Origin of the sequence: Halomonas sp. 141, from assembly GCF_002810305.1 — a bacterium.
Taxonomy (GTDB): domain Bacteria; phylum Pseudomonadota; class Gammaproteobacteria; order Pseudomonadales; family Halomonadaceae; genus Vreelandella; species Vreelandella stevensii.
In genome coordinates this window covers 73,943-99,327 of the sequence record NZ_PINZ01000009.1, presented here as the reverse complement: position 1 = coordinate 99,327, position 25,385 = coordinate 73,943, and the positions used below count along the sequence as shown (strand labels likewise).

Below are 25,385 nucleotides of genomic sequence, written 5' to 3'. Positions count from 1 at the left end.
ATCCCAAGCCCCACCAGCCACCCACCCACAAAGGAAGCGCATGCCCTACGAACTCGATAACCGTCTGGTCATTGGCGTTGCCTCCAGTGCGGTCTTTGATCTGAGCGAATCCGATGCCGTCTTTCGCCGCGAGGGGGAGGAGCAGTACCGCGAATATCAGGAAAAGAATCTTGAGGTACCGCTCCCCAAAGGCATCGCGTTTCCGTTTATCAAGCGGCTGCTGGCGTTGAACGACTTGAGCCCCAGCCCGGAAGACCCGCTGGTGGAAGTGGTGCTGCTGTCACGCAACGACCCGGATACCGGCTTGCGCGTCATGAAAACCATCGAGCACTACGGCCTGGGTATTACCCGGGCGATCTTCATGCAGGGGCGTTCGCCCTATGAGTACATTCCCGCGTTGAACATTGCGCTATTTTTGTCTGGTCACAAGCCAGACGTGGAGGCCGCCATTGGCAGCGGGCACCCGGCGGGGCAGGTGCTGGATTCCATGTTTGACGATGATGAAGACGACCAGACACTGCGCATCGCTTTTGACTTTGATGGCGTGCTGGCGGGCGACGAATCCGAGTCGGTCATGCAGGCATCAGGACTCACGGCCTTCCATGATCATGAAGTCAAGAACGTGATGCAGCCGCACCATCCTGGGCCACTGAAAGAGTTCCTGGTACGCATTTCAAGAATCCAGTCGGCGGAAGAAGCGCACAAGCAGCAGCACCCCGAGTATAAAAACCGTATACGCGTGTCGATTGTTACCGCCCGCAATGCGCCTTCCCACGAACGCGCCTTGAAGACGCTGAAAAGCTGGGGTGTCATGGCCAACGATGCGTTTTTCCTGGGCGGCATCGAGAAGGGCAGAGTGCTGGGTGTGTTGAAGCCGCACATCTTCTTCGATGATCAGTCTGGTCATTTGCAGTCTGCCAGTGCGGTGGTGCCTTCTGTTCATATTCCGTTTGGTGTCACCAACCAGCCCAGGGCGAAGGCAGATGAGCTGGCTGCCGGGAGCTGACCCTTTTCACTTTACATGGTGGGAACCGACATGACCCTGATGACGCTCCTGTTATTCATACCTGCATGTTTTGCCCTGAACATGGCCCCCGGCCCCAACAATCTGCTCTCCATGGCGAATGCCAAGCGATACGGCATACGAGTGGCCTGCTATGCCGGGCTTGGTCGGTTGCTGGCCTTTGTGGGCATGATTACATTGGCCGCTACCGGGTTGGCCACCGTGCTGCATACCTCCGAAAAGGTGTTTCTCGCCGTCAAAATCGCCGGTGGGCTGTACCTCTTCTGGCTGGCGTATCAGCTCTGGAACGCAGACCCGGCAGAAGGCGATAGCGAGGCGCTGGGCGGCAAGAATCTGCTTCAACTGGCGAGGCAGGAATTCCTGCTGGCAGCGGGCAACCCCAAAGCCATCCTGATCTTTACCGCGTTCCTGCCCCAGTTTGTCGACCCTGCGGGTGCCGTAGGGCTTCAGTTCCTGATACTCGGGGCGCTGTTTCTGATGTTGGAGTGGGTCGCCATCGCCGGTTACGCGTTCTTCGGCAAGGCATTGCGCCACGGGTTCTCGCGCCCCTCCATGCGGCGCCTGTTCAATCGAGTGTGTGCCGGGTTATTGGGAAGCGCGGGGGCAGGGCTGCTATTGGCCCGCCGTGAGTGAAGGGGATCGAAATGACTGCCGATTGGGGGGAGCAACATGCCTGAAGTGTCGAGAGCGGTATTTCCTGATGATCTACACGCTGTGCTGGCTCTGTATCAAGAGTATATCGACAGCACGTCGGTGGACCTTTCTTTTCAAGGAAATGATCAGGAGTTCAGCCAGCTAGCTGAAAAGTACTCCTCTGAAGAGTCACAGATATTTCTGCTGAAAAAAGAGGGTGTGCCGGTGGGTTGCGCCGCTTTTCGGAAGCTGGACGCCCACACGTGTGAAATGAAACGGGTCTATATCCGACCTGGTGCCCGCGGCAACCAGTGGGGGGCCATGCTAATGGATAGAGTGCTGCAGGCGGCGAATGAGAGTGGCTACAAGAAAATCTGCCTGGATGTACTGCCCGAATTTACGGCAGCTTTGAAGCTATACAAGTCATATGGGTTTGTGGAGCATCCACCCGTCACGCATAACCCCGTGCCTGGAACGCATTTTCTGGGATTGGAGTTACAGAACTAGCGGCAATGGCCGCATTACCCGTGAGGATTCCACCCTTTTGATGGCTATTCCAACGATACCCAGTGAAGCGCAGCAGGCCCAGCAAGTGGCAAAAAAGGTGCTGGGTGAGTCGATTGTTGGTATTTACCTCTTTGGCTCTGCGGTAGTAGGCGGCTTAAAGCCTGATAGCGACGTTGATATCCTTATTACCGTTGCCCAGCCGCTGTGCCGCGAACAGAGGAAGGTATTGGCGGCCCAATTGATGAGCGTGTCCGGTGCGATCGGCAATATACATGGCATCAGGCCATTGGAGCTGACCGTGATAACGGTTTCAGGGGACGCTCCCTGGCCATTTCCTCCGCAAGCGGAGTTTGTATATGGCGAATGGATGCGCGAGCAGTTCGAGGCGGGCAGTGTACCAGCCCCTGCCCGTGACCCTGACCTGGTCATCGTCTTGAAAAAAGTGAGGGAGCATGGCCTGGCGCTTCATGGCCCCAACGCTGCAGAGGCTATCCCCTCCATACCTATTGATGATATCCGAGTGGCCATTCAACATGCTTTGCCCACTTTGTTGGCTGAATCGCAAGGGGATGAACGTAACGTGATTTTGACCCTGGCTCGCATGTGGCTCACAGCCTCTACCGGCACTATCGAGCCTAAAGATGTGGCTGCAGAGTGGGCGGAGAAGCGGGCTCCTTCAAGGTACGCAGCGCAATTGAAGTATGCGCGGGAAGGCTACCTGGGGGTCGTCGATGATCAATGGCTAGACAGGCAAGAAGAGTTTGATGCACTGGTACGCTATATGGAGCGCGCTATAACCTTGTCTTTATCGTAAAAAGCCTGGTACGGCGTAGTAACCGCGAATCATCACGCAGTGTTGGCCCCATTAGCCGAGCCACGGGCTGCTCTGGGTGGCGCGCCATGTGCGGCTTTGTTCGGGCACGATGCGTCAGGTTTGTTCGTGTACTTTGATTGATCGCTTTGGGGGATGTATTTTGAAAACAATCACTAACGAAGTGCGTGACGCCGTCGAGCGAAGCGTGCTGTGTTGGCTGGCAACGAATGATGAGAGTGGCCAACCGAATGTTTCGCCGAAGGAGGTTTTTGCCGTTGCAGATGATCAGCATATCGTCGTTGCGAACATAGCATCGCCTGGTTCGGCAAAGAATATCAGGGTAAATCAGAAAATATGCTTGAGCTTTATTGATGTGTTCGTTCAGAAAGGCTTCAAGGTCATGGGGACGGCTGTGGAAGTGAAGCCTTCGGAATCCGGCTATGCTCGCTGGGCGGCTCCACTTCTTGAGCAAGCTGGCGAGCGTTACCCGATACAGGGCGTTTTCGTCATCAATGTGCTTTCGGTGAGGTCTATTCTGGCGCCAAGCTACCGTCTTTATCCATGCGAGACGACAGAGGAGTCGCAAATCCAGTCAGCGCTTCGCGCTTATGGTGTGACCCGGCATAAACGTGCTTGATCCCGCGCTGGGTGTGCTTCTTGTGCTAACGGCATGTTCGGCGTTCAGGCCGTCCTGGTTCTTGTAAAATGAGGGTTGCAGGAGATTGAACTGACTGACTCGGCAATGTATGGGCGCTTGGTCAGTGATCTTCCCGCATAGGGAATGGCGGTGTCCGCCCGCTGGTGGAGCCTGGATGGCTGCCTACTTCTTTATTGGTGGCGCGGCCTCGCGGCTGCCTCGCTGATCGCTCGTTACCACGCGCTACATGGTGATTCGAGTTGGGGGGGCACCTCGACAAAGTGCTGGCCAGATGGTGACGGATAACGCGCCTTCATGAAGTGTCGACGCCTCCCAGCCCAACAATCCAAGTGGTACGTTTTGGTACAGAGAGAATGGCTTTTATGGCATGGTGATCCTCTCAATACATCCATTAAAAACCAAGGGAGTGAGTAATGAATATTCGTCATGTCATTGAGGAAGATTTCAGCGAAATAACAGACATACTTAATTATTACATTATCCACAGCGATGCCCGTTATTTCGAACCTGAGCCTGTATCTGTGCGTGACAGGGAGTCATGGATATATGAATTTGGTGAGCAAACGCCATGTCAAATGCTGGTGGCGGAAAATGATAGTCAGATATTAGGATTTTGCTGCGCTCAGAAGTATAGACCTGAACCTGCATACGATAAAACGGTTGAAGTCAGTGTCTATGTTTCCCCAAAATCAACCTCGCGAGGGGTCGGGGGTAGCCTGTATGGTAGGTTGTTTGCATCGTTAGAGGCGTTTGATCTGCACAGAGCGCTTGCAGGTATTGCGTTGCCGAATAATGCTTCGTTGGCCTTTCATCAGAAATTTGGCTTCGAGGAGGTGGGTACCTTTGACGAGTACGGTGTGAAAGGAGGAAGATTTATTAGTGCGATTTAGATGCAAAAAAAGTTATAGATATTTTCTGTAAAGTTCAGGTTACAGAAGGATAGATTGACTGACTTGGTGATGGTCGCCAGCCAGTGTTAGACATGGAAATGGAGTGCTGACATTGAAAGGATTATTTTTCCCCGTGATTGAAACTGCGCGGTTGATACTCAAACCCTTGGCCATCGATGACTCGGATAGCCTGCTGGAAATCTTTTCTGATCATAAGGTCATGCGGTATTGGAACACTGCACCTTGGGCAACGATTCAGGACGCCATTGATTTCATTAATGGAAGTCATGAGTCGATGCGCCGTGAAGAGTCGCTGGTGCTCGGCGTGTATGTGAAGTCGACAGGTGAGTTGGCCGGCAAGTGTATGCTGTTCAGCTACGATCAAGAGTCCAAGCGGGCTGAAATCGGGTTTGGGTTGGGCCGTTCATGCTGGGGGCAGGGGTATATTCATGAGGCAGGCGAGGCGTTAATTCAGTACGGCTTCAACTCATTGGGGCTCCGGCGGATTGAAGCAGAGATTGACCCAAAAAACCTGGCGTCAGCGAAAGCACTACGGAAACTCGGGTTTTCTCAAGAGGGGCTGCTAAGGCAGCGCTGGGAAGTCAATGGCGTTGTCTCTGACTCGGCAATGTATGGGCGCTTGGTCAGTGATCTTCCCGCATAGCGAATGGCGGTGTCAGCCCGCTGGTGGAGCCTGGATAACTGCCTACTTCTTTATTGGTGGCGCGGCCTCGCGGGTGCCTCGCTAATCGCTCGTTACCACGCGCTACATGATGATTCGAGTTGGGGGGGCGTAAAATGACTAAATATGGCGATGTTGCTTTACAGGCTGTTCGCTTGGCAGGGGAAGGTGTTTCTCCTGTAGAAGCGTGGAATTTGGCCGCCGCATCCATGTTTCCTGATCAGCATGCTGCTCGTGTTAAAGGCTGTCCACGGTCTGCATTTTTGGGGTTATGCGAAGAAGGCTATGTCGAGGGAATAGAGGCTGGTAAGTACACCACCTCCGTTTCCAACAAAAAATACGCGATTGACTTGCTTAAGCTTCTTCACGAAAAACCGCACTTGGCCGATTTGCCCAGAAAACAACTTTGGGGAATTGTCGTCCAAGGGGCCCCGAAACAGCATAACCAACAAGTCGAAGTGGTACTTGCGCTGTGGCGTGCTGGGTTGCTGAGCATTTGAACCGCGCTGATAGTGTGTTTTATCACGCCACGCATCACATTTTTGAGCATCGATAGCTGCTCGGTGGCGCGGCCTCGCGGGTGCCTCGCTAATCGCTCGTTACCACGCGCTACAGGGGTGGCTGCTCTTGGTGGCGCGCCGTGTGCGGTTTTGTTCCGGAACGATGCCAGGGGATTAAATTGACTGACTTGGTGATTGTGGTCAGCCAGTGCTAGATATGGTAATGGAGTGCTGATATTGAAAGGATTATTTTTCCCTGTGATTGAAACCGCGCGGTTGGTACTCAAACCCTTGACCATCGATGAGTTGGATAGCCTGCTGGAAATCTTTTCTGATCATGAGGTCATGCGGTATTGGAACACTGCACCTTGGGCAGCGCTTGCCGACCCGGTGCAGCGGATTGCCATGGTGCGCCGTTGCCCGTAGTGTCAGGCAACCTACCCATGTCGAACGAACGCCTTCTTTCTTCAGGAGCCTATGGATAATCGGCATATCGTGATATTCGATGGTGTATGCAATTTCTGCAACGGCGCGGTGAATTTCATCATCCAGCGAGATCCAGAGGGTGTCTTTGCCTTCACCCCGATGCAGAGTGAGTTGGCCCAGGAGCTGACGGAGCGCTTCAACGTCCCCGATGTGGGCACGGACACCCTGGTGCTGATCAAGGAGAGTGAGTGTTATGTGCTCTCAGATGCCGCCCTTGAGATCGCCAAAGACCTGAAAGGGCCTTGGCGGCTGTGTTGTGCGCTCAAGAGAGTGCCCAGACCGATCAGGGACGCGGCTTATAAATTGTTCGCGCGGCATCGCTATCGGCTCTTTGGTAAGAAAAATGCCTGTATGGTGCCGTCAGCAGAGGTGAAGTCGCGGTTTATGGGGTCGATACCTGATTCGTGAGGCGGGTGTATTCAGTCAGGTGATGGTGAGGCGTGGGTTGCCTTCTGTATCGGTGGCGCGGCCTCGCGGGTGCCTCGCTAATCGCTCGTTACCACGCGCTACAATGTCATTCTTTGCCTGCTGTGTCAGTAGAAAGCAAACCTGTGTCTAGGCACTCACACCATAAGGAAACGGTCACTCATGCCTACCGCCATCGTTCTTGGTGCCACTGGCGCCATTGGCCAACACCTCGTGACGCAGCTTTCCCAGCGCGATGAGGTGAAAAGCGTCATCGTCGTGACCCGCCGCGAGCTGGATCTTGCTCGTGAATTTCCCCACGCTAACGCGTCCAAACTTCAGCCTGCGCTGCTGGATTTCGAACGCTTGGAAGCTGAGGTTGCCGAGCTGTTGCCCGCTGGGGCCATGGCATTTGTAACGCTGGGCACCACGAAAAAGCAGGCAGGGAGTAAAGCGGCGTTTCGTCGTGTGGATCATGGGTTGGTGCTGGCGTTTGCCCGTGTCTGCAAAGCGGTAGGGGTGAGCCGGTTGGCCGTGGTGACGGCGTACGGTGCCAACGCTCACTCGTCGATATTTTATAACCGCGTGAAAGGCGAAGTGGAGCGGGATATTCAGGCGCTGGGGTTGCCCTGTGTGTTCTTTGCTCGGCCTTCGCTGTTGTTGGGGCGGCCGCAGGATGGGCGCTTGGCAGAGACGTGGGCGAGCGCCGTGCTGGCGCCCGCGGCGCGCTGGCTACCGCTTACTCTGCGGCCTATCTCGGTAGAGGCCGTGGCATCGGGCATGGTCAAGATAGCGCTGGAAGAGGCCACACCCTCCAGCGTGCAAAGTAATGCGGCCCTGCATCGTTTGAGCGTGGGTGCCTAGTCAGGCTTTCGGCGTGCAGCAAGCAGTGTAGGCAGGTTGTGTTCGATCCAATCGGTTAGCGCTTCGATGTGCTGTCCCAGCTCTTTGCCTGGCGACGTTAGTGAATACTCCACATGCGGCGGCACGACGGGGTGCGCATAGCGTGCTACCAGGCCATCTTCTTCGAGTTGCTGAAGCGTTTGTGCCAGCATTTTCTCACTGACACCCTCGATCTTGCGACGCAGTTCGCTGAAGCGGTGGGTGCCTTTCATCAACACCAGCAGCACTAAAACCCCCCACTGGCTGGTCACGTGTTTCAAAATTTGCCGCGATGGGCAGGCTTTTGCGAGTACTTCGCCACGGCGCATGGCATTGGCAAGTTCTCCATGGCTGGCGCTTTGAGAAGGGGGCGTTGGGTGACGGGTCATGGCACTTACCTTTTTGTGCGTACTTACTAAAAGTTAGTTTAAAGGGTACGCTGCGTTTCACCAACCATTGCAGATGAATGAGGGTGAAAACATGATCGTAGTAACGGGTGCTACCGGACAGCTAGGCCGCTTGGTGATTGATGCGCTACTGAAGCGCGTGCCTGCCGAGCGCATTGTGGCCGCCGTGCGGAATGTGGAAAAAGCCCAGCCGCTGGCCGAGCGAGGCGTACACGTACGTCAAGCCAATTACGATGACCCTGAGAGCTGGCAAGCGGCTTTGCAAGGAGCTGAAAAGGTGCTGCTGATCTCGTCTAGCGAGATTGGCCAGCGTGTCGATCAGCATCGGGCGGTCATCGAGGCTGCGAAGCGTCAGGGCGTAGCGCTACTGGCGTATACCAGTCTATTGCATGCCGATTCGTCACCGCTTGGTTTAGCGCAAGAGCACCGTGAGACCGAGGCACTGATTCATGCCTCTGGTGTTCCTTATGTGCTGCTGCGCAACGGCTGGTACACCGAAAATTATACGCAGGGAGCTCCTGGAGCGGTCGCCCAGGGTGCCTTGTTTGGCTGTGCCGACGAGGGGCAGATTGCCTCGGCTGGGCGGGCTGATTACGCCGAAGCAGCGGCCATCGTGCTGACCAGCGATCAGCATAGGGAACCCGTGTATGAGTTGGCTGGTGACAGCGCTTATACGTTGGGCGAGCTGGCGGCCGTTATCTCGCGGCAAAGCGGACAGCGCGTCGATTACGTCAACGTGAGTGAAGCCGACTACGTAAGTGCTTTGCAGCAGGCGGGGCTGCCGAAGGAGTTCGCTAGCGTATTGGCAGATGCCGATAGGGGCGTTGCCAAGGGGGCCTTGTTGGATGAGAGCCGTCAGTTGAGCCAGTTGCTGGGTAGGCCCACGCTGTCGCTGGAGGAGGCTGTCAAACAGGCGCTGGCGTAATCGCGGAAATACATGCCCGCATTGAGGCAGGTCTTCTGTGCCGCTGGCCCACGCTTGTAAAGGCGCGGGCCAGTGTCGTTTCTGACCCTGCGTCCCTACCAGGCCATCACGCGCGGTCATTCTCCAGTGCCTCGATCATCCGGCGCGCTGCGTTGGAGAGCGTGCGGTTGTGGTGCACCAGATAACCCAGTGGGCGGTGGATGGGGGCGGTATCCACCGGCAGCTCGACCAGTTCGCTGTCGAGCATGCTTTCCGGCAGCAGGCTCCAGCCGAGCCCGACGCTGCACATCATCTTCAGGGTTTCCAGGTAGTTGGTGGACATGCTGACCGGCAGGGTCAGGCCGGCGGCCTGGAAGCGTTGGCCGATCAGGGTGTGGGTGAATGTCTTGGCGCCGGGCATCACGCAGTTCACCTCGCACAATTCGGCCAGGCTCAGCGTGGCCTGGGTGCGGCTGCGCTGGGCCAGCGTGTGGTCCTTGGCGCAGACGAAGCAGAGCCGGTCGCGCCAGAGTTCGACCACCTGCAGCTGCTCCACCGGGTGGGGTGCCAGGGTGACGATGGCCATTTCCAGGGTGCCATCCACCACGCCCTGATAGGCAAGCTCGGAATCCAGGAAGCGCAGGTCGAGGGCCACTTCCGGATGGCGCTGGGTGTAGAGCTTGAGCAGCGGCGGTAGCCGGTGCAGGCCGATGTGGTGGCTGGTGGCCAGGGTGAGCTTGCCACCCACCTGGCCGGAAAGGTTGGCCAGTGCGCGGCGGCTGTCGTCCACGGTGAACAGGATACGCTGGGCGCGGGGCAGCAGCAGGTTGCCTGCCTCGGTGAGGGTGATTTTACGCCCGATACGGTCGAAAAGCCGCGTGCCCAGCAGCTCTTCCAGGGTGGCAATGCGTTTACTCACCGCTGGCTGCGTAAGGTGAAGCTGCTCGGCGGCCCGGGAAAAGCTTTGGGTTTGCGCCACGGCAAGAAAGGCTTGCAGGCTTTGGGTATCCATGACGGCTCCCTGGTCATCTATTCCTGTTTGGAATCTAAAGTATGAATAACATGAATTGCTTTTATGTGCGAGTCGGGTAACACTCGGGTCATCGTCCATGACGCCCGCGACAAGAGCGGCCCGTAGAAGCCGCCAACACGACTAGCAGGGCACTGCCCAGGAGAGCCACATGTCAGGTCAAACCCTTTACGACAAACTCTGGAACCAGCACTTGGTCAAGCAGCGCGATGACGGCACGGCGCTGATCTACATCGACCGCCAACTGCTCCACGAAGTGACCTCGCCACAGGCGTTTGAAGGCCTGCGTCTGGCCAACCGCAAGCCCTGGCGCCTGGATGCCAACCTGGCTACGCCCGATCACAACGTACCTACTACGGTGAAAGAGCGTGCCGAGGGCAACAGCGGCATCAAGGACCCGGTCTCGTTGATTCAGGTGCAGACCCTGGACGACAACTGCCAGGCCTTCGGTATCGAAGAGTTCAAGATCAACGACCCCCGCCAGGGCATCGTGCACGTGGTGGGCCCCGAGCAGGGTGCCACACTGCCTGGCATGACCGTGGTGTGCGGCGATTCGCATACCGCCACCCACGGCGCCTTTGCCGCGCTGGCCCATGGGATTGGCACCTCGGAAGTGGAGCACGTGCTGGCTACCCAGTGTTTGCTGGCGCAGAAGATGAAGAACATGCAGGTGCGCGTGGAAGGCGAGCTGGGTCTGGGCGTGACCGCCAAGGACGTGGTGCTGGCCATCATCGGCAAGATTGGTACCGCCGGCGGCACCGGCTATGCCATCGAGTTTGCTGGAAGCGCCATCGAATCGCTCTCCATGGAAGGCCGCATGACCGTGTGCAACATGGCCATCGAAGCGGGTGCCCGAGTGGGGCTGATTGCGGTCGATGACACCACCATCGATTACCTCGCCGAGCGCCCCTTTGCGCCCACCGCCGAGCAGTGGGAAGCCGCCGTGGCCGACTGGCGTCTGCTGGTCTCCGATGCCGATGCCCACTTCGATAAAGTGGTCACCCTGAAGGCTGAAGAGATCGAGCCTCAGGTAAGCTGGGGCACCAGCCCCGAAATGGTCACCGGTATTTCCGGTCAGGTGCCCGACCCCCAGGCCGCCGATGACGAAACCGTTCAGCGCAGCCACTCCCGCGCGCTGGAGTACATGGGCCTGCAGGCCAACCAGAAGATTACCGATATCAAACTGGACAAGGTGTTCATCGGCTCCTGCACCAACTCGCGTATCGAAGACCTGCGTGAAGCCGCCAAGGTGGCCAAGGGCAACAAGGTAGCCGATACCATCAAGCTGGCCATGGTGGTGCCGGGTTCTGGCCTGGTGAAGCGCCAGGCGGAAGCCGAAGGCCTCGACAAGATCTTCATCGAAGCGGGCTTCGAGTGGCGCGAGCCGGGTTGCTCCATGTGTCTGGCCATGAATGCCGACAAGCTGGGCGCTGGCGAGCACTGCGCATCGACCTCCAACCGTAACTTCGAAGGTCGTCAGGGCTACGGCGGGCGTACGCATCTGGTGAGCCCGGCCATGGCCGCTGCGGCCGCCATTGCTGGCCACTTCGTCGATGTCCGTACCTTGCCCGCCAACGATGCCACCCACGCCCAGGAGGCCTGAGCCATGAAAAAGTTCGAACGTTTTGAAGGCATCGTCGCGCCTCTGGACCGTGCCAATGTCGATACCGATTTGATCATTCCGAAGCAGTTCCTGAAGTCCATCAAGCGGACCGGCTTTGGCGTGAACCTGTTCGATGAGCTGCGCTACCTGGATGAAGGCCAACCCGGTCAGGACTGCTCCCAGCGCCCGCTGAATCCTGATTTCGTGCTGAACCAGCCGCGCTTCCAAGGCGCCGAGGTGCTGCTGGCACGGCGTAACTTTGGCTGCGGCAGCTCCCGCGAGCACGCGCCCTGGGCGCTGGAAGATTTTGGCTTCAAGGTAGTGATTGCCCCCAGCTTTGCCGATATCTTCTACAACAACGCGTTCAAGAACGGCATCCTGCTGGTGACACTGGCCGAAGAGCAGGTAGATCGTCTGTTTGCCGAGGTGGATGCCAACGAAGGCTACCAGCTGGACGTCGACCTGGAGCACCAGCGCGTGATCACGCCCAGCGGCGAGATTCTGGAATTCGAGGTCGACGAATTCCGCAAGCACTGCTTGCTGAACGGCCTGGACGATATTGGCATTACCCTGCAAGACGAAGAGGCCATTCGCAGCTTCGAAGCGCAGCATCGTCAGCAGCGCCCGTGGCTGTTCCGTCAGCCCGCGTAAGTCTTCCATTTTTTGTGCTAAGGATTGAGCATGACTCATAAGGTGTTACTGCTGCCCGGTGACGGTATCGGCCCGGAAATTGCCGCCCAGGCGGCGCGTTTGTTGAAAGCCTGCCAGGATGCTGGCCTGGACATCGACGTGGAAGAGGGCCTGGTGGGCGGCTCGGCCTACGACGTACACGGCGAGCCGCTGCCCGCCGCAACGTTGGAAAAAGCCAAGGCTGCCAGCGCGATTTTGCTGGGTGCCGTGGGTGGCCCCAAATGGGACAAGATCGACGACCTCTCCAGGCGTCCTGAGAAGGGCTTGCTGGGCCTGCGCAAGAACCTGGGCCTGTTTGGCAACCTGCGTCCGGCCATGCTTTACCCGCAGCTGGCCAGCGCTTCCAGCTTGAAGCCCGAGCTGGTGGCCGGGCTGGATATCATGATCGTGCGTGAACTCACCGGTGGCATCTACTTCGGCCAGCCCCGGGGTATCGAAGTGCGCGACGGCGAGCGGGTCGGCTTCAATACCTATATCTACTCTGAAAGCGAAATCGAGCGTATTGGTCGTGTCGCCTTCGAGATGGCCCAGAAGCGCGGCAAGAAGCTCTGCTCGGTGGACAAGGCCAACGTGCTGGAAGTGACGATTCTGTGGCGTGAGGTCATGGAGCGGCTGGCACCGGAATACCCGGATGTAGAGCTGTCGCACATGTACGTGGACAACGCCGCCATGCAGCTGGTGCGTGCACCGAAGCAGTTCGATGTGGTGGTCACCGGCAACATGTTTGGCGACATTCTCTCCGATGCCGCCGCCATGCTGACCGGCTCCATCGGCATGTTGCCTTCTGCATCGCTCAACGAGAGCGGGCAGGGCATGTACGAGCCTTGCCACGGCAGCGCGCCGGACATCGCAGGCCAGAACGTCGCCAACCCGCTGGCCATGATGCTCTCGGTGGCCATGATGCTGCGCTACTCGCTCAATGAGCCCACCATGGCCGAGCGCATCGAAGCGGCGGTGGGCAGCGTGCTGGACGACGGCCTGCGCACGGCGGATATCGCTTCCGAAGGCACCCGTCGGGTCTCCACGGTGGAGATGGGCGATGCAGTGCTGGCGGCCTTTGCACAACGCTCAGCCTAAGGCTTGCAAAAAGAGCTTCGCTTCGACTCGTCGCAAAGCAACCAACGTCGGCTGCCCCAAGGGGTGGCCGACGTCGTGTCGGATATTTGTGTATAATACTTATCTCATTCTTGGTTGGAGGACTTCACATGTTGAAAGTCGGTTTCGTGGGATGGCGTGGCATGGTGGGTTCTGTGCTGATGCAGCGCATGCAGGAAGATGGTGATTTCAACGGTATCGAGCCGATTTTTTTCACCACTTCTCAAGTTGGCCAGCCCGGCCCCGACATCGGCGTGGACGTGCCTCCGCTGAAAGATGCGTTTGCACTGGATGACCTGAAAGCGTTGGACGTGATCATCACCTGCCAGGGCGGTGACTACACCAAGAAGGTCTACGGCGACCTGCGCAACGGCGGTTGGCAAGGCTACTGGATCGATGCCGCCAGCACCCTGCGGATGGAAGACGAAGCCACCATCATCCTCGACCCGGTGAACCGTAAGGTCATCGATGCGCAACTGGCGAAAGGTGCCAAAACCTTCGTGGGCGGCAACTGCACCGTCAGCCTGATGCTGATGGGCCTGGGCGGCCTGTTCGAGGCCGATATGGTCGAGTGGATGACCTCCATGACCTATCAGGCGGCGTCCGGCTCCGGTGCTAAGCACATGCGCGAGCTGCTCAACCAGATGGGCCACCTGCGTGATAGCGTGGCCAGCGAATTGGCCGACCCGGCCAGCGCCATTCTGGATATCGACCGCAAGGTCACTGCGGCCATGCGTGGCGGCGACTTCCCCACGGAAAACTTCACTGCGCCGCTGGCGGGCAGCCTGCTGCCGTGGATCGACACCAAGCTGGAGAGCGGCCAGAGCCGCGAAGAGTGGAAAGGCAGCGTCGAGACCAACAAGATTCTGGGACTGCAGAACAACCCGATTCCCATCGATGGCCTTTGCGTGCGTATCGGTGCCATGCGCTCCCACAGCCAGGCGTTCACCATCAAGCTGAAGCAGGATGTGCCGCTGGACGAGATCGAAGAGCGCATTGCCAAGCACAACGAGTGGGTGCGCCTGATTCCCAACGATAAGGACGCCACCGTAGCGGGCCTGACCCCGGCAGCAGCCACGGGCACGCTGCAAGTACCGGTAGGTCGGCTGCGCAAGCTGAACATGGGCGGTGAATACCTCTCGGCCTTCAGCGTGGGCGACCAGCTGCTGTGGGGGGCCGCCGAGCCGCTCAAGCGCATGCTGAAGATCCTGCGCGAGCAGTAATCCAGCGCGGGCCGTCAGGTAAACCAGTGGGAAGCTGTTCGCAGCTTCCCATTTTTTTGCCCGTCAGGCGTGTCGAGGGTGCATTGGCCCAAGCGGCATGTTAAATACGTTATGATAAAAACGAATTAAGTCATTGTGATGGGTGAATGTTTCCGCACAATGTAACGCAGGGAACCGCAGGCAGTAGGGGCCGCAATGAAAAACAAGCTGGCATGGTGGTCATGGCTGCCGCTGGGCGTCGTAAGCCCGTTGGCGTTGGCCGTGGGGCTGGGGCAGGTGACGGTCAACTCACCGCTCCAGGCACCGCTGAATGCCTCCGCACCCATCGTGGATGTCTCCGAGACTGCGCTGGGCGAGATACGGGTGGAGGTCGCTGACGAAGCGGCCTTTACCGCCCGGGGGCTGGAGTGGACCCCGCTGGCGGCCAGCGTGCGCGCCGAGATCGAGCGCCTTCCCGGCGGTGCTCGGGTGGTGCTGCGCACCGATCAGGAGGTGCTGGAACCCTGGCTGGATCTGTTGTTGATCATCAGCGGCCCCGATGGGCGTAGCGCCGAGGCGTTCACACTGCTGTTCGATCTGCCGGAGAGCATCGCCAGTGCGCCGGTGGCGGCACCTGCCAGCCATGTCAGTCCGTCCGCGACGGCTGCACAAGCCCCGCCACAGGCAGTCTCTTCTTCGCCATTGCCATCGCCATCGCCCGCATCCGTGGCCAGTGCGGCCCAGGCGCCTGGCGGAACGGCCTATGTGGCCAGCGGCGATTCATTGTGGGGGGTGGCGGCGCGGGTCAAGCCCGCCGAGGTCAGTGTCCAGCAGATGATACTGGCGCTGGTCGAAGCCAACCCGTCGGCGTTCCCTTCCGGTAACCCGGATGAGCTTCGCGCCGGGCAAACCCTGGTGGTGCCAGGTCGCGAGCAAATCATGGCACGTAGCCCCAGCCAGGCATCCCAGGCGGTGCAGGCCATGCGCCAAACGGCGGCGGCGCCATCGTCAGGCGAGGAGCCGGTGCTGGTCGACGAGGCGCTGGCCGCGAGCGAGCAGTTGCCACAGGGCGCGCCAGAAGGCCCATTGGCCGAGGGTGATGCCGAGGGCGAGACAGAGAGCGAGACAGAGAGCGAGCTGGCAGGGCTGACCCTCAACGACCTGGCAGAACAGCTGCGCGAAAGCCAGGCCATGCTGCAAACCGTCCTCGAAGAGCGTGACCTGATGCAGGCGGAAATGGCTGCGCTGCGTCAGGAGGTGGCCTCGTTGACGGAGGCGCTGCAGGCGTCTCAACAGGAAACCCAGCATGCCCTGGCTGCCGCAGAAGCCATGGCGGCCAGCGCGGGTCAGGCGGCCGGTGCGGGAGCGTCCGGGCCGGGGGTGATCGCACGGCTGGAGGCCTATCAGTGGCCGCTGGCCAGTGCCGCCCTGGCGCTGTTGCTGGGGGCGCTGGTGTGGTCACGCAAACGCCGCGAGCGCCAGTGGGAGGACGTGCCAGCGCCCGCCGCTGCCGTGGAAACGCCCCCACGGCGCGCCGAGCCAGTCATGGAAAGCACCGGCACCGCTGGCGCACCTTTGGCCGAGCCGCCCCTTGCCGAGCCACCGCCTTTCGATATCCCGAAAGCGCCGCCACAGGTAGCCGAGCGCTATGAGCAGGTGTCTGCTGCTGACGAGCCGGTGACCGACGAGCTTGCTGTCCAAACGCCTGTTGCTCAAGCGCCTGGTGAGCATAGCCCCTTGGAGGAAGCTACAGAGCTGTCGACGCCCCAGGCACCTGCGCAACCGGTGCCGGACGATCATCGGGCGCACTGTATCGATTATCATCCGCCCTTGCTGCAGGCTAACGAGTCAGACGCGGCCGAGACCTCCTTGTCAGGAAACGCGCACCCGCCACCGCTGCGCACCCGCTATACCCCTGAAGAGGAGTGGGAAATCGAAGAGGTGGCATTCGAGCCGCGACGTCGGGATAATAGCGACTCTTCCAAATCCTCCAAATGACGTGGCTTGATGACGCTGTTCTACCACTTTGATGAAACACAACCGCTGGCTGGCCGACTGGCCATGGGCGTCGAATATGACGGCACACGTTTTTGTGGCTTTCAGCGCCTGAAGCATGCCGCCTCCGTGCAACAGGCCATCGAAGATGCGCTGGGCAAGGTGGCGGGGGCGCCCGTGCATATCTACGCCAGCGGCCGTACCGATTCCGGTGTGCACGCCACGCGCCAAGTGATTCACTTCGACCCGCCGGTACAGCGCACTGAAAAAGCGTGGATTTTCGGCGCCAATACCAATCTGCCCCGAGACGTGGCGGTGCGTTGGGTGAAGCCGGTATCCGACGATTTTCATTCGCGCCTTGGCGCGTTGGCACGCCGTTACCGCTACCTCTTTCTGAATCAGATCAGCCGCCCGGTCATGGAGCGCCACAACGTCACCTGGTGTCGCGACCCGCTGGATGCCGATGCCATGCATCGTGCGGCCCAGGTGCTGGTGGGCGAGCACGATTTCAGCAGCTTCCGCGCGGCGGGCTGTCAGTCGAAATCTCCCTGGCGCCAGATGCACTTCGTCGAAGTGAAGCGTTACGGCCCGCTGGTGGTGATCGATATCCAGGGCAATGCCTTCCTGCATCACATGATCCGTAACATTGCCGGAGCGCTGGCCAGCGTTGGCCGGGGGGCGCAGGACGAAGGGCATATCGCCCGCCTGCTGGCGATGAAGAATCGCCAGAAGGGCGATGTCACGGCGCCTGCCTGCGGCCTGCATTTCGTCGACTCCCTCTACGACGAACGTTTCGAGATTCCCAGGGAGCCGCTGGGGCCCAATCTACTGGCCTTTACCGGCGAGTGGACTGGCGAGCGGGCGCTGCCGGAGACGCCCAGAGTGGCCGCCCGACGCCAGCTCACCTTTACCCAGCAAGCTAGCCCTGAACAGCAGGAGAGCGCCTCATGACCGCACCTGGTCGCACGCGTATCAAGTTTTGTGGCTTTACTCGCCACGAGGACGTGGCCGAGGCCGTGGTGCTGGGGGTCGATGCGCTGGGGTTCGTCATGTGGCCCAAGAGCGCGCGGGGGATCGACCCTGCCACGTTGGCAGCGCTGGCAGCACCGGTACCGGCTTTTGTGACGCGGGTGGGGCTGTTCGTCAACCCTGACGTGGCGCTGGTGGAGGCGTGTTTGCCGCACCTGGATTTGATCCAGTTCCACGGTGACGAGTCCGCCGACTTCTGCGCCCAGTTCGATCGCCCCTGGATCAAGGCGCTGCGCATGCGTGACGACCTCGACCTGCATCAGGCAGCGCAGCAGTATGCGGCCGCCCAGGCACTGCTGCTGGACGCCTATCGGCCGGGCGTGCCTGGCGGAACCGGAGAAACCTTCGACTGGTCTAGAATCCCCGCAGCCCTGCAAAAACCTGTTATTCTGGCGGGTGGGCTGACGGTCGAGAACATTGCCGCCGCGGTGGCGCAGGTGGCTCCCTATGCGGTTGATGTATCAGGGGGAATCGAAGCCGCCCCAGGCCAAAAGGATGCTCGGCGAATGGCCGACTTCGTGGCTCAGGTCGGGCGGGCCGATCAGCGCTGACGAGGGGCGTAAAACCCTTCTTCCACCTTTATGTATTCATTCATCTTTGCCTTTCTGGCAATCCTGTGAGGTATGCCTGTGACAGTCTCAGCAACTGAAACCAAGTTCAGCGACCTGACCCGAATGCCGGATGCCCGTGGTCACTTTGGCCCCTATGGCGGCCGATTCGTGTCGGAAACCCTGAGTTACGCTCTTGAAGAGCTGGAGCAGGCCTACTTCAGCCTGCGCGACGACCCGGCCTTTCAGGCGGAGTTCGACCGCGACCTGGCGCACTATGTGGGTCGCCCCTCGCCGCTGTATCACGCCGAGCGCTGGTCCAACTCGCTGGGTGGCGCGCAAATCTGGTTGAAGCGCGAAGACCTCAACCACACCGGCGCCCACAAGGTGAACAACACCATCGGTCAGGCGCTGCTGGCCAAGAAGGCCGGCAAGCCTCGGGTCATCGCTGAAACCGGCGCGGGTCAGCACGGTGTGGCCACGGCCACGGTTGCCGCGCGGCTGGGGCTGGAGTGCGATGTCTACATGGGCGCCGCCGATGTCCAGCGCCAGAAGCTGAACGTGTACCGCATGCGGCTGCTGGGCGCTCGGGTCATTCCGGTGGAGTCCGGCACCCGCACGCTCAAGGACGCCATGAACGAGGCGTTGCGTGACTGGGTCACCAACGTGGACAACACCTTCTACATCATCGGTACCGTGGCCGGGCCGCATCCGTACCCGCTGCTGGTGCGCGATTTCAATGCGGTGGTGGGGCGCGAGGCGCGCCGTCAGTCGCTGGAGCAGATCGGCCGCCTGCCGGATGCGCTGGTAGCATGCGTGGGCGGTGGCTCCAATGCCATTGGCCTGTTCTACCCGTTCGTCGAAGATGACGCCGTGGCCATGTACGGTGTCGAGGCAGGGGGCGACGGGGTGGAAACCGGCCGTCACGCCGCGCCGCTGTCTTCCAATGCACCGCGTGGCGTGCTGCACGGCAACCGCACCTACCTGATGTCCGACGAAGCGGGCCAGGTGATGGACACTCACTCCATCTCCGCAGGCCTCGATTATCCTGGCGTTGGCCCCGAGCACGCGCTGTGGAAAGACGCCGGTCGCGTGCAGTACGTGGCCGCCAACGACCAGCAGGTGCTGGAAGCGTTCCGCGAGCTGACCCGCATGGAAGGCATCATGCCTGCGCTGGAGTCTGCCCATGCCTTGGCCCATGCCAAAGTGCTGGCGCCCACCATGCGGCCTGATCAGCATATCGTGGTGAACCTTTCAGGGCGTGGTGACAAGGACATCATGACCGTGGCTAACATCGACGGCATCGAGTTTTAAGGGCTAGCATGAATCGAATCGACCAGCGTTTTTCCGAATTGAAGCAGCAGGGCCGCAAGGCTCTGATCCCTTACATCACCGCCGGGGACCCTGCGCCCCAGTACACGGTAGGCTTCATGCACGCCCTGGTGGATGCCGGGGCCGATGTGATCGAGCTTGGCGTGCCGTTCTCCGACCCGATGGCGGATGGCCCGGTCATCCAGAAGGCCTGCGAGCGGGCTCTGAAACAGGGCACCCGGCTGGTGGACCTGCTGGACATGGTGGCCGAGTTTCGCCAGACCGATACCCAGACCCCCATCGTGCTGATGGGCTACCTGAATCCTATCGAACGCATCGGTTACACGGCCTTTGCCGATAAAGCCGCCAGCGTCGGTGTGGACGGCGTGCTGGTGGTGGACATGCCGCCGGAAGAGGCGGACGAGTTCGGCCCGCTGCTCAAAGCGCGCGGCCTGGCAGCGATTTTCCTGGTTGCGCCTACCACTTCCCATGCCCGTGCCGCTACAATATGCGCCCACGGTGAGGGGTATCTTTACTATGTGTCGCTCAAAGGCGTGACCGGGGCGGCCACATTGAACGCAGCCGATGTCGCTGAACACCTGGCGCCGCTGCGTGACATGACCGATTTGCCGCTGTGCGTTGGGTTCGGTATTCGCGATGGGGTGACGGCCGCCGAGGTGGCGAAAGTCGCCGATGGCGTGATCGTCGGCAGCGCGCTGGTCAACCGCATTGCGGACAGCGTGGATGCCCCTGAAACCATCACCGGACAGTTGAAGAGCGTGTTGGCTGAGATGCGGACCGCCATGGACGCCTGAGTGCGTCCTCTCATCGTCTACACTGAATCTTGAATTGACGACACTCATCAAGCTTGGCTTGACCAAGCGTTGACGTATACGGAAGCCTTTTTGATATGAGCTGGTTAGACAAGATCGTGCCCTCCATGGGGCGTATCCAGCGGAAGGACCGTCGTGCCAGCGTGCCCGATGGCCTCTGGCGTAAATGTCCCAAATGCGAGGCGGTGCTGTACCTGCCGGAGCTGGAAAAGCACCACAGCGTCTGCCCCAAGTGTGACCACCACTTGCGTCTGACCGCCCGCAAGCGCCTTGACTGGTTCCTGGACAAGCAGGGGCGCGAAGAGGTGGGGGCCGAGATCGAGCCCAATGACCGCCTCAAATTCCGCGACTCCAAGAAGTACAAGGACCGCCTGACGGCTGCCCAGAAAGAGACCGGTGAAAAAGACGCGCTGGTTGCCATGCGTGGCGAGCTGGATGGCCTGCCGGTCGTGGCCGTGGCCTTCGAGTTCACCTTCATGGGCGGCTCCATGGGGGCCGTAGTCGGTGAGAAGTTCGTCCGCGCGGCCACCATTGCGCTGGACGAGGGTATTCCGCTGATCTGCTTTGCTGCCTCGGGTGGCGCGCGGATGCAGGAAGCGCTGTTCTCGCTGATGCAGATGGCCAAGACCTCGGCAGCCCTGGAGAAGCTCAAACAGGCGGGTGTCCCCTATATTTCCGTGCTGACCGACCCGGTGTTTGGTGGCGTTTCCGCGTCGCTGGCCATGCTGGGTGACCTGAACATTGCCGAACCCAACGCCCTGATCGGTTTTGCAGGCCCTCGGGTCATCGAGCAGACCGTGCGCGAAACCCTGCCGGAAGGTTTCCAGCGCAGCGAGTTTCTGCTCGAACACGGCACGGTCGACATGATCGTACATCGTCATGACATGCGTGCGCGTGTCGGTGGTGTGCTGCGCAAGCTGACCCATCAGCCCGCCGTGGAAACCAGCGCTGAACCGGTGGTCGAAGGTGAAATCACCGAACCTGTGGTGGAAGAAGCCGCATTGGCGGATGCTGCAGAGAGCAGTGCTCAGGCAGAGCCTGCCCAGCCTGCGAGCGATGACGCGTCGCGCAATGCCTAGCACGTTAGCCGAATGGCTGAATCATCTTGAGACGCTGCACCCGGTAGGCATCGACATGGGCCTGGAGCGGGTGTCGCAGGTGGCCCGGCGTATGGGACTGCTGGACCGCCCCCTGGCTCGCCAGGTGATTACCGTGGCAGGCACCAATGGCAAGGGCTCGACCCTTGCCATGATCGATGCGGTGGCGCGGGCGCATGGCCTGCGCACCGGTACCTACACGTCTCCTCATCTGCTGCGCTATAACGAGCGGGTCACGCTGGAAGGGCGCGAAGCCAGTGACCAAACCCTGGTCGAAGGCTTCATTCAGGTGGAGGATGCTCGCCTGGAAGCGCCCGCCATCAGTCTGACCTACTTCGAGGCGGGCACGCTGTGTGCGCTCTGGTGCCTGGCCAATGCCGAGCTGGATCTGGCGGTATTGGAGGTAGGGCTGGGCGGGCGGCTGGATGCCGTCAACATCATCGATGCCGATGTGGCCATCGTGACTACCATCGCGCAGGATCATGCCAATTTCCTGGGGACCGATCTGGCTCAGATCGGGCGCGAAAAAGCAGGTATCTTTCGCCCCCTGAAACCCGCCGTGCTGGGAAGCTTGACGCTGCCCACGAGCGTGCTGGACACGGCCATTGCGGTGGCTGCGCCCAGCTACGTGCTGGGCGTGGGTTTCAGCCATAGCGCGGGTGACGAGCCGCCAGGCACGCCCTGGTGCTGGCATGGGCTCAACCGTGAAGGGGATACTCTTTCCCTTGACGCGCTGCCAGACCCGGGCTTGCCCATCGACAATGCGGCCACGGCGCTGCAGGCGCTGGCGCTGGCAGGTGTGCCGTTGAAGGTGCGGCCGGTCAGTGAAGCGCTGGCTGGCGTGACGCTGCCGGGGCGCCTGCAGTGGAGCGGGCAGTGGTGCCTGGACGTGGGGCATAATCCGCATGCGGCCAGCTATCTGGCGCGCAGGCTTCCCGCGCCGCCTGCCGGTGGTCGCCAGTGGGGGCTGCTGGGCATGCTCAATGACAAGGATGCCGACGGTGTGATCGAGGCACTGTTGCCGCGTATCCGTGACTGGGTCTGCGTCAGCCTGGAAGGCGAACGTGGCCGCTCGGCCAGCGAGCTTGCCGAGCGTATTACGTCGCTGGGCGGGCGCGTGTATCATTGCGCCGATTCCCCCGAGGCCGGGGCAGAGTGGCTGGCTCAACGGCTGACGCCAGAGGATCGGGTATTGGCAACGGGGTCATTCTTTACCGTGGCAGCGCTACTGGCGATGCCACTGCCTCAAGCATCGCCGCAGGCACGTTAAGCTGGAGGGAGAGGGATATGAAATACGGTAAAACGGAACGCATTAGCGGTCTCGTGATTCTGCTGGCCGTGCTGGCGATCATCGTGCCGTGGTTGATGAGTGACCCGGCTCCCCGGGAGGAGCGTCCGCAGCCCACCTTCGTGATCGAACAGCCGGTGAATGTGGTGCGTCAGGACGTTCCTGTGCCCGAGATGCCTGCTTCCATCAACGCGCCGTCTCCCCTCGAGCCGCTGGAGAATGCCGAGGTAGTGGACGAGCCCATCGAGGTTGTGCCGCTGGAACCGCAGACCGAGGCCGTTGCCAGTGCGCCCGCTGAAACGCCTCCGCCAGCGGCACCCGCCGAAGCGCCGCGCAGCGAACCGACGCCCGCTCCCGCCAATGACCCGATTGCCGAGCTGGTGGCCGCCAACCAGAACCGAGGCAGCGGTAGCAGTAGCAGCGGCAGCAGCAATGGTTCTGCTCCCCAGGCGCAGCAGCAGGGCGAATGGGCCGTTCAGGTAGGCAGTTTTGGCGATGCCGCCAATGCCCAGCGAATCAGCGACCAACTCACCAATCAAGGTTTCCGCGTTTTCCAGCGCCCGCGTGACAACAACCTCACCACCGTGCTGGTGGGCCCGTACGGCTCTTCGGAAGATGGCGAGGCGGCGTTGGCGCTGGTGAAAGAGCGCGCCAATGTTCAAGGCCTGCTGGTGCGGGTAAGAGACTGATCATGGCGCTGACATGGATTGATGCCGTTTTTCTGGCCGTGCTGGCGCTATCGATGCTGGCAGGCTTCGTGCGGGGCTTCGTGCGTGAATCACTGGGGCTGGCTGCCTGGCTCGTCGCGCTGATGGTGGCGCGGGTGCTGGCCGAGCCGGTGGCCGAGCTGATGGCCGGCTTCATCGAGAGTTTCGATGCTCGCCTGGTGTTGGCCTTTGCGCTGGTCATCTTTGCGGTGATTCTGCTGTGCGGCATCGTGATACGTATCGTTCACGCCGCCGTGGAGTGGGTGGGCATGGGGCTGTTGAACCGTTTTGCGGGCGCTGCGTTCGGGCTTGCCCGTGGCGTGGTCATCCTGCTGGTGGTGACCGTGCTGATCACCTTGACACCGTTGGCAGACCTTCAGGCATGGCAGGAAGCCTCGCTGCGCCCCACCTTCATTGAGTTGCGGGACTGGGCCGTGAGCCAACTGGACCAGTGGGAGCGTGAGCTGCCGACGCCACCGGCGTCGCTGCGCGATGTCTCGCTCCCCGAATTGCGCGTACCCGTTCAGCAATAGCCGAGCGGTGGATGTCGTGCCGCTGTCTGGCAGCGGCACGAGTAAGTTTGATGATCATACGGGTTTGCACCAGCAAGCCGTGGTTTTAAAGCGAGGTAACTGGAATGTGCGGTATAGTGGGCCTTCTGGCCAAGCAGGCGGTAAATCAGGGAATCTACGATGCCCTGACCGTACTTCAGCATCGGGGCCAGGACGCTGCCGGCATGATGACCTGGAGCGAGGGACGCTTCCTACTGCGCAAGAGTAACGGCCTGGTCCGTGACGTTTTCCATACTCGCCACATGGCGCGCCTGAAAGGCAACCTGGGCATTGGTCACGTGCGCTACCCCACGGCGGGCTCCTCCAGTGAGGCCGAGTCTCAGCCGTTCTACGTCAACTCTCCCTACGGCATTGCGCTGGCCCACAACGGCAACCTGACCAACTCCGAGCAGTTGAAGCAGGAGCTGTTCTCCACGGACCTGCGCCATATCAATACCAGCTCAGACTCCGAAGTGCTGCTCAACGTCTTCGCCCACGAGCTGGGCAAACAAGGCCTTCACCTGGAAGCCGAGGACATCTTCGATGCGGTGCGTCGCGTGCATCGTCGCTGCAAGGGTGGCTACGCGGCCGTGGCGATCATCAACGGGTTCGGTATGGTCGCTTTCCGTGATCCCCACGGCATTCGCCCGGTGGTGTTCGGCACGCGCCAGGACCCCAACGGCCAGGAAGTGATGATCGCTTCCGAGTCGGTGGCGCTGGACGTGGGTGGTTTCGAACTGGAGCGTGACCTGGCGCCGGGTGAGGCCATCTTCGTCGACATGCAGGGCCAGATTCATACCCAGGTATGTGCTGACCGCCCCGAGCTGTATCCGTGTATCTTCGAGCACGTCTATCTGGCGCGCCCCGACTCCATTCTGGATGGTGCTTATGTCTACGGCACGCGCATGCAGATGGGCCGTAAGCTGGGCGACCGTATCATGAGCGAGTGGCCCGACCACGATATCGATGTGGTGATTCCGATTCCGGACACTTCGCGTACCTCGGCACTGGAGATGGCCCAGCACCTTGGCGTCACCTACCGCGAAGGCTTCATGAAGAACCGCTACATTGGCCGTACCTTCATCATGCCAGGGCAGACCCAGCGCAAGAAATCGGTGCGCCAGAAGCTGAATGCCATCGATGTCGAGTTCAAGGGCAAGAACGTACTGCTGGTGGATGACTCCATCGTGCGCGGCACCACCTGCAAGCAGATCATCCAGATGGCCCGGGATGCCGGTGCCCGGAAGGTCTATTTCGCCTCGGCGGCGCCCCCGGTTCGCTACCCCAACGTCTACGGCATCGACATGCCCGCGGCCACCGAGTTGATTGCTCATGGCCGCACGGAAGAGGAAGTCGGCCAGCTGATTGGCGCCGACCGCATCTTCTATCAGGATCTGGAAGACCTGAAGAGCGCCTGCCGCGAGGTCAACCCCGAGATGGAATCCTTCGACTGCTCGGTGTTCGATGGCAACTATGTTACCGGCGATATCGACGAGGCTTACCTGGCGGTACTGGAGGCTAGCCGTAACGATGCGGCCAAGGACAATAGCGCGGGTGACCATGCGCTGGTTGACATGCACAATCAGGACGATGACCTGGACGACTGAGCGCGAA

28 protein-coding genes are annotated in these 25,385 nt (G+C 60.3%); 26 read left to right on the top strand and 2 right to left on the bottom strand.

Annotated elements, in window-relative coordinates; genetic code table 11:
* Positions 1-40: 40 nt before the first annotated feature.
* From CWI66_RS06635 to CWI66_RS06585, 11 genes are all read left to right on the top strand, one after another.
* The gene (locus CWI66_RS06635) at positions 41-1,006 is read left to right on the top strand and encodes a 5'-nucleotidase (protein WP_100731255.1); all 966 of its coding nucleotides are present in this window, start codon (positions 41-43) and stop codon (positions 1,004-1,006) included.
* A gap of 30 nt (positions 1,007-1,036) precedes the next feature.
* A complete protein-coding gene (locus CWI66_RS06630) occupies positions 1,037-1,657 on the top strand; it encodes a LysE family translocator (protein WP_100731262.1) in 621 nt (206 codons plus the stop codon).
* A 36-nt stretch (positions 1,658-1,693) separates the two neighbouring features.
* Positions 1,694-2,164, top strand: coding sequence for a GNAT family N-acetyltransferase (locus CWI66_RS06625; protein ID WP_100731254.1), 471 nt, complete (start codon positions 1,694-1,696; stop codon positions 2,162-2,164).
* A 40-nt stretch (positions 2,165-2,204) separates the two neighbouring features.
* The gene (locus tag CWI66_RS06620; protein ID WP_100731253.1) at positions 2,205-2,978 is read left to right on the top strand and encodes an aminoglycoside adenylyltransferase family protein; all 774 of its coding nucleotides are present in this window, start codon (positions 2,205-2,207) and stop codon (positions 2,976-2,978) included.
* A gap of 160 nt (positions 2,979-3,138) precedes the next feature.
* Complete coding sequence (locus CWI66_RS06615) at positions 3,139-3,615, top strand: pyridoxamine 5'-phosphate oxidase family protein (protein ID WP_232710771.1); 477 nt, start codon at positions 3,139-3,141, stop codon at positions 3,613-3,615.
* A 434-nt stretch (positions 3,616-4,049) separates the two neighbouring features.
* Positions 4,050-4,526, top strand: coding sequence for a GNAT family N-acetyltransferase (locus CWI66_RS06610; RefSeq protein ID WP_100731251.1), 477 nt, complete (start codon positions 4,050-4,052; stop codon positions 4,524-4,526).
* Positions 4,527-4,629: 103 nt separating this feature from the next.
* Entirely contained in the window at positions 4,630-5,190 is a 561-nt protein-coding gene (locus CWI66_RS06605; protein ID WP_100731250.1) for a GNAT family N-acetyltransferase, read from the top strand.
* Between the two features lie 134 nt (positions 5,191-5,324).
* Positions 5,325-5,708: a DUF6979 family protein gene (locus CWI66_RS06600; protein ID WP_100731249.1), complete on the top strand. Its 384-nt coding sequence runs from the start codon at positions 5,325-5,327 to the stop codon at positions 5,706-5,708.
* A 237-nt stretch (positions 5,709-5,945) separates the two neighbouring features.
* Entirely contained in the window at positions 5,946-6,134 is a 189-nt protein-coding gene (locus CWI66_RS06595) for a GNAT family N-acetyltransferase (protein WP_198517465.1), read from the top strand.
* A gap of 51 nt (positions 6,135-6,185) precedes the next feature.
* Positions 6,186-6,602 (top strand): thiol-disulfide oxidoreductase DCC family protein, encoded by a 417-nt coding sequence (locus CWI66_RS06590; protein WP_100731248.1) that lies wholly within the window; start codon positions 6,186-6,188, stop codon positions 6,600-6,602.
* Between the two features lie 180 nt (positions 6,603-6,782).
* Complete coding sequence (locus tag CWI66_RS06585; RefSeq protein WP_100731247.1) at positions 6,783-7,463, top strand: NAD(P)H-binding protein; 681 nt, start codon at positions 6,783-6,785, stop codon at positions 7,461-7,463.
* Here CWI66_RS06585 and CWI66_RS06580 read toward each other — a convergent pair.
* Positions 7,460-7,870, bottom strand: coding sequence for a winged helix-turn-helix transcriptional regulator (locus CWI66_RS06580; protein ID WP_100731246.1), 411 nt, complete (start codon positions 7,868-7,870; stop codon positions 7,460-7,462). The genes CWI66_RS06585 and CWI66_RS06580 overlap by 4 nt on opposite strands.
* Positions 7,871-7,961: 91 nt before the next feature.
* On the opposite strand from CWI66_RS06580, the gene CWI66_RS06575 reads away from it, so the two are divergent.
* The gene (locus CWI66_RS06575) at positions 7,962-8,813 is read left to right on the top strand and encodes an SDR family oxidoreductase (protein ID WP_100731245.1); all 852 of its coding nucleotides are present in this window, start codon (positions 7,962-7,964) and stop codon (positions 8,811-8,813) included.
* 106 nt (positions 8,814-8,919) lie between these two features.
* Here the strand turns inward: CWI66_RS06575 and CWI66_RS06570 are convergent, their stop codons facing one another.
* Positions 8,920-9,804 (bottom strand): LysR family transcriptional regulator, encoded by an 885-nt coding sequence (locus CWI66_RS06570; RefSeq protein WP_100731244.1) that lies wholly within the window; start codon positions 9,802-9,804, stop codon positions 8,920-8,922.
* A gap of 169 nt (positions 9,805-9,973) precedes the next feature.
* On the opposite strand from CWI66_RS06570, the gene leuC reads away from it, so the two are divergent.
* From leuC to purF, 14 genes are all read left to right on the top strand, one after another.
* The gene (leuC, locus tag CWI66_RS06565; protein WP_096922860.1) at positions 9,974-11,425 is read left to right on the top strand and encodes a 3-isopropylmalate dehydratase large subunit; all 1,452 of its coding nucleotides are present in this window, start codon (positions 9,974-9,976) and stop codon (positions 11,423-11,425) included.
* 3 nt (positions 11,426-11,428) lie between these two features.
* The gene (gene leuD / locus CWI66_RS06560; RefSeq protein ID WP_016914052.1) at positions 11,429-12,076 is read left to right on the top strand and encodes a 3-isopropylmalate dehydratase small subunit; all 648 of its coding nucleotides are present in this window, start codon (positions 11,429-11,431) and stop codon (positions 12,074-12,076) included.
* A 30-nt stretch (positions 12,077-12,106) separates the two neighbouring features.
* Positions 12,107-13,192 (top strand): 3-isopropylmalate dehydrogenase, encoded by a 1,086-nt coding sequence (gene leuB / locus CWI66_RS06555; RefSeq protein WP_081192991.1) that lies wholly within the window; start codon positions 12,107-12,109, stop codon positions 13,190-13,192.
* Positions 13,193-13,320: 128 nt separating this feature from the next.
* Entirely contained in the window at positions 13,321-14,433 is a 1,113-nt protein-coding gene (gene asd / locus CWI66_RS06550; protein ID WP_016914050.1) for an aspartate-semialdehyde dehydrogenase, read from the top strand.
* A 195-nt stretch (positions 14,434-14,628) separates the two neighbouring features.
* Entirely contained in the window at positions 14,629-16,410 is a 1,782-nt protein-coding gene (locus CWI66_RS06545) for a type IV pilus assembly protein FimV (RefSeq protein ID WP_100731243.1), read from the top strand.
* Between the two features lie 9 nt (positions 16,411-16,419).
* Entirely contained in the window at positions 16,420-17,358 is a 939-nt protein-coding gene (truA, locus tag CWI66_RS06540; RefSeq protein WP_081192995.1) for a tRNA pseudouridine(38-40) synthase TruA, read from the top strand.
* Positions 17,355-17,987, top strand: a complete 633-nt coding sequence (locus CWI66_RS06535) for a phosphoribosylanthranilate isomerase (RefSeq protein WP_081138982.1) — start codon at positions 17,355-17,357, stop codon at positions 17,985-17,987. The genes truA and CWI66_RS06535 overlap by 4 nt, the downstream gene beginning before the upstream one ends.
* A 72-nt stretch (positions 17,988-18,059) precedes the next feature.
* A complete protein-coding gene (gene trpB, locus CWI66_RS06530; protein WP_026001714.1) occupies positions 18,060-19,298 on the top strand; it encodes a tryptophan synthase subunit beta in 1,239 nt (412 codons plus the stop codon).
* Between the two features lie 8 nt (positions 19,299-19,306).
* The gene (gene trpA, locus CWI66_RS06525; protein ID WP_016914045.1) at positions 19,307-20,110 is read left to right on the top strand and encodes a tryptophan synthase subunit alpha; all 804 of its coding nucleotides are present in this window, start codon (positions 19,307-19,309) and stop codon (positions 20,108-20,110) included.
* 95 nt (positions 20,111-20,205) lie between these two features.
* Entirely contained in the window at positions 20,206-21,207 is a 1,002-nt protein-coding gene (gene accD, locus CWI66_RS06520; RefSeq protein ID WP_016914044.1) for an acetyl-CoA carboxylase, carboxyltransferase subunit beta, read from the top strand.
* Positions 21,200-22,495 (top strand): bifunctional tetrahydrofolate synthase/dihydrofolate synthase, encoded by a 1,296-nt coding sequence (gene folC / locus CWI66_RS06515; RefSeq protein WP_081192999.1) that lies wholly within the window; start codon positions 21,200-21,202, stop codon positions 22,493-22,495. The genes accD and folC overlap by 8 nt, the downstream gene beginning before the upstream one ends.
* A gap of 17 nt (positions 22,496-22,512) precedes the next feature.
* On the top strand, positions 22,513-23,202 hold the full coding sequence (locus tag CWI66_RS06510; protein WP_081138986.1) for an SPOR domain-containing protein: 690 nt from the start codon (positions 22,513-22,515) through the stop codon (positions 23,200-23,202).
* Positions 23,203-23,204: 2 nt separating this feature from the next.
* Positions 23,205-23,753, top strand: coding sequence for a CvpA family protein (locus CWI66_RS06505; protein WP_081193001.1), 549 nt, complete (start codon positions 23,205-23,207; stop codon positions 23,751-23,753).
* A gap of 104 nt (positions 23,754-23,857) precedes the next feature.
* Entirely contained in the window at positions 23,858-25,378 is a 1,521-nt protein-coding gene (gene purF, locus CWI66_RS06500; RefSeq protein ID WP_026001713.1) for an amidophosphoribosyltransferase, read from the top strand.
* Positions 25,379-25,385 lie beyond the last annotated feature (7 nt).

Bases quoted from the DNA above. Each gene is read 5' to 3' on its own strand.
- CWI66_RS06635 (WP_100731255.1), top strand. From the start codon at position 41: ATGCCCTACGAACTCGATAACCGTCTGGTCATTGGCGTTGCCTCCAGT.
- CWI66_RS06630 (WP_100731262.1), top strand. From the start codon at position 1,037: ATGACCCTGATGACGCTCCTGTTATTCATACCTGCATGTTTTGCCCTG.
- CWI66_RS06625 (WP_100731254.1), top strand. From the start codon at position 1,694: ATGCCTGAAGTGTCGAGAGCGGTATTTCCTGATGATCTACACGCTGTG.
- CWI66_RS06620 (WP_100731253.1), top strand. From the start codon at position 2,205: ATGGCTATTCCAACGATACCCAGTGAAGCGCAGCAGGCCCAGCAAGTG.
- CWI66_RS06610 (WP_100731251.1), top strand. From the start codon at position 4,050: ATGAATATTCGTCATGTCATTGAGGAAGATTTCAGCGAAATAACAGAC.
- CWI66_RS06600 (WP_100731249.1), top strand. From the start codon at position 5,325: ATGACTAAATATGGCGATGTTGCTTTACAGGCTGTTCGCTTGGCAGGG.
- CWI66_RS06590 (WP_100731248.1), top strand. From the start codon at position 6,186: ATGGATAATCGGCATATCGTGATATTCGATGGTGTATGCAATTTCTGC.
- CWI66_RS06585 (WP_100731247.1), top strand. From the start codon at position 6,783: ATGCCTACCGCCATCGTTCTTGGTGCCACTGGCGCCATTGGCCAACAC.
- CWI66_RS06580 (WP_100731246.1), bottom strand. From the start codon at position 7,870: ATGACCCGTCACCCAACGCCCCCTTCTCAAAGCGCCAGCCATGGAGAA.
- CWI66_RS06575 (WP_100731245.1), top strand. From the start codon at position 7,962: ATGATCGTAGTAACGGGTGCTACCGGACAGCTAGGCCGCTTGGTGATT.
- CWI66_RS06570 (WP_100731244.1), bottom strand. From the start codon at position 9,804: ATGGATACCCAAAGCCTGCAAGCCTTTCTTGCCGTGGCGCAAACCCAA.
- leuC (WP_096922860.1), top strand. From the start codon at position 9,974: ATGTCAGGTCAAACCCTTTACGACAAACTCTGGAACCAGCACTTGGTC.
- leuD (WP_016914052.1), top strand. From the start codon at position 11,429: ATGAAAAAGTTCGAACGTTTTGAAGGCATCGTCGCGCCTCTGGACCGT.
- leuB (WP_081192991.1), top strand. From the start codon at position 12,107: ATGACTCATAAGGTGTTACTGCTGCCCGGTGACGGTATCGGCCCGGAA.
- asd (WP_016914050.1), top strand. From the start codon at position 13,321: ATGTTGAAAGTCGGTTTCGTGGGATGGCGTGGCATGGTGGGTTCTGTG.
- CWI66_RS06545 (WP_100731243.1), top strand. From the start codon at position 14,629: ATGAAAAACAAGCTGGCATGGTGGTCATGGCTGCCGCTGGGCGTCGTA.
- truA (WP_081192995.1), top strand. From the start codon at position 16,420: ATGACGCTGTTCTACCACTTTGATGAAACACAACCGCTGGCTGGCCGA.
- CWI66_RS06535 (WP_081138982.1), top strand. From the start codon at position 17,355: ATGACCGCACCTGGTCGCACGCGTATCAAGTTTTGTGGCTTTACTCGC.
- trpB (WP_026001714.1), top strand. From the start codon at position 18,060: ATGCCTGTGACAGTCTCAGCAACTGAAACCAAGTTCAGCGACCTGACC.
- trpA (WP_016914045.1), top strand. From the start codon at position 19,307: ATGAATCGAATCGACCAGCGTTTTTCCGAATTGAAGCAGCAGGGCCGC.
- accD (WP_016914044.1), top strand. From the start codon at position 20,206: ATGAGCTGGTTAGACAAGATCGTGCCCTCCATGGGGCGTATCCAGCGG.
- folC (WP_081192999.1), top strand. From the start codon at position 21,200: ATGCCTAGCACGTTAGCCGAATGGCTGAATCATCTTGAGACGCTGCAC.
- CWI66_RS06510 (WP_081138986.1), top strand. From the start codon at position 22,513: ATGAAATACGGTAAAACGGAACGCATTAGCGGTCTCGTGATTCTGCTG.
- CWI66_RS06505 (WP_081193001.1), top strand. From the start codon at position 23,205: ATGGCGCTGACATGGATTGATGCCGTTTTTCTGGCCGTGCTGGCGCTA.
- purF (WP_026001713.1), top strand. From the start codon at position 23,858: ATGTGCGGTATAGTGGGCCTTCTGGCCAAGCAGGCGGTAAATCAGGGA.